Origin of the sequence: Novosphingobium sp., assembly GCF_049240505.1 — a bacterium.
In the GTDB taxonomy this organism is placed as follows: Bacteria; Pseudomonadota; Alphaproteobacteria; order Sphingomonadales; family Sphingomonadaceae; genus Novosphingobium.
On sequence record NZ_JBMLSM010000202.1, the window covers coordinates 1 to 2,345 of the forward strand.

Below are 2,345 nucleotides of genomic sequence, written 5' to 3' on the forward strand. Positions count from 1 at the left end.
GCACCAAGCTGACCTTCACCGCGCTGTGCCGCATCGATACCGCCAACGAAGTCGAATACTTCATGAACGGCGGCATCCTGCACTACGTGCTGCGCAAGCTCGCTTCGTAAGAAGCGGCGTCAGGCCAAAACAGAAAGGGCGCGGGGACTTCGGTCCTCGCGCCCTTTTCTTTGGTGATTTGACTTCGCTCATCACCCCGCTTTCGTCATTGCGAGGAGGCATAGCCGACGAAGCAATCCAGAGTGTGTTGCAAAACGTTCTGGATTGCTTCGCTGCGCTCGCAATGACGAGAAAACAGGATTGGGATTTGCTGGCTTCCAAGGCTTTGTCAGCGCTCTCTCAGGCGCCCGCACCGCACCCGCTGCACTCAGGATCACGCGCGATGCGCATCGTGCGCAGCGAGGGCTTCAACCCGTCCAGCACGTGCAGTTGCCCCCATTGCGGGTCACCCAGCGTCGAGACGCCTTCCAGCAGCACGCGCATGGCCGCCATCGCGCCAAAGGCCCCGACCATGCCCACCATCGCCCCCAGCACGCCAAGATCGGCGCAACTGTCGCAATCTTCGGCATCGAAGGCATCGCCAACAAAACAGCGGTAGCAAGCCTGGCCGTCCCGATGCCCGGCAAAGTTCGCCACCTGCCCCTGAAAGCGGCCCAGCGCGGCGCTGGTAAGCGGCACGCCCGCCTTTACGCAGGCGTCTGACACGGCAAGGCGCGTGGCGAAGTTGTCGCAGCCATCAAGCACCACATCAGCCCCGGCGATCAGTCCGGCGGCGTTATGGCGCGTGATCCGGGTGGCATGGGCATCGACAACCAAAGCAGGATCAAACGCCGTTACCCACGCCGCCGCCGCCTCGGCCTTCGACTGACCGATATCGACCTCGGTATAGATCGTCTGGCGTTGCAGGTTGCTTGCCTCGACCACATCGTCATCAATCAGCGTAAGGCGCCCTACGCCTGCGCCTGCGAGGTATTGCAAGGCCGGACTGCCGATGCCGCCCATGCCGACCAGCACGACGTGCGACGTCGCAAGCCTGGCCTGCCCCATCGCGCCCACTTCGGGCAGGACGATGTGGCGGGCGAAGCGGTTCAGGCGGTCAGGCGTCATGGGACGCAATTAGGGAGAAAAAAGGGGAAATGCGAGGGTCATCACCCTCGCGCTCCCATTAGTTTGGCGTAGCACCTTCAAGAACAACGCCAATCCGTGAAGCGGCTTTATCAAACCGGCTTCGCCGGGGCGCTGACTTTCGATCCTGCGCCAATTATCGGGAGCGCGAGGGTTATGACCCTCGCATTTCTCCCTTTTCCTTAATCTTCCAGCTGCCGCAGCAGCGTCCGCACATCGCCGTCCATATCGGCATCGCGCGTGCGCAGTTCCTCGATCAGGCGCACGGCGTGAATCACGGTCGAGTGATCGCGTCCGCCGAACTTGCGCCCGATTTCGGGGTAAGAGCGCGGGGTCAGCACCTTGGCGAGATACATCGCCACCTGACGCGGACGCACGACAGCGCGGGCGCGGCGCTTGGAAGCCATTTCGGTGCGGTCCACGCGGTAGAACTGGCAGACCGTCCGCTGGATTTCATCGATGGTGATGCGGCGGCGATTGGCCGAAAGGATATCGGTCAACTGCTCTTCGGCCAGCTGCAGCGACACCGGCTGACCGGTGAGCTGGGCATAGGCGATCAGCTTGTTGAGGCCACCGACCAGCTCGCGCACGTTGCGGTTGATGGTGCGGGCAAGGAACTCGATCACGTCTGCGGGCACTTGCGTGCTGCCGAAGCGAACCAGGCGATGTTCGAGGATCTTGCGGCGCAGTTCGATATCAGCAGGCTGGATATCGGCGACAAGACCCATCGACAGGCGCGAGAGCAGGCGCTGTTCAACACCATCCAGCGCCTGCGGGGCGCGGTCTGCGGCCACGATCAGGCGCTTGCCTGCGCTCATCAGGGCATCGATGGTGTGGAGGAATTCCTCCTGCGTCGAAGCCTTGCCGATGATGAACTGGATATCGTCCACCAGCAGCATGTCAAAGCCGCGCAGGCGGGCCTTGAACTCGATCATCTCGTTCGAGCGCATGGCCTGCACGAATTCGATCATGAAGCGTTCGGCGGAACAGTAGAAGATGCGGGCGCCCGGCTTGTTGGCGGCAAAGGCATGGCCGATGGCGTGGAGCAGGTGCGTCTTGCCCTGCCCGGTCGAGCCTTTGAGATAGAGCGGCGAGAACTGCGGGGTTTCGATGGCCGCCATGCGCTGCGCAGCGTTGACCGCCAACACATTGGCCGAACCCGAAACGAATTCGGCAAAGGTCAGCGAAGGATCGAGGCCCGACAGCGCGGTATCGATCAT

2 protein-coding genes are annotated in these 2,345 nt (G+C 62.3%); both read right to left on the reverse strand.

Annotation, left to right across the window (positions count from 1 at the left end; genetic code table 11):
• Positions 1–339 precede the first annotated feature (339 nt).
• The gene (locus ACOVQ0_RS16300; RefSeq protein ID WP_421886790.1) at positions 340–1,107 is read right to left on the reverse strand and encodes a HesA/MoeB/ThiF family protein; all 768 of its coding nucleotides are present in this window, start codon (positions 1,105–1,107) and stop codon (positions 340–342) included.
• A 200-nt stretch (positions 1,108–1,307) separates the two neighbouring features.
• On the reverse strand, positions 1,308–2,345 hold a 1,038-nt coding region (gene dnaA / locus ACOVQ0_RS16305), incomplete at its 5' end, for a chromosomal replication initiator protein DnaA (RefSeq protein ID WP_421886793.1).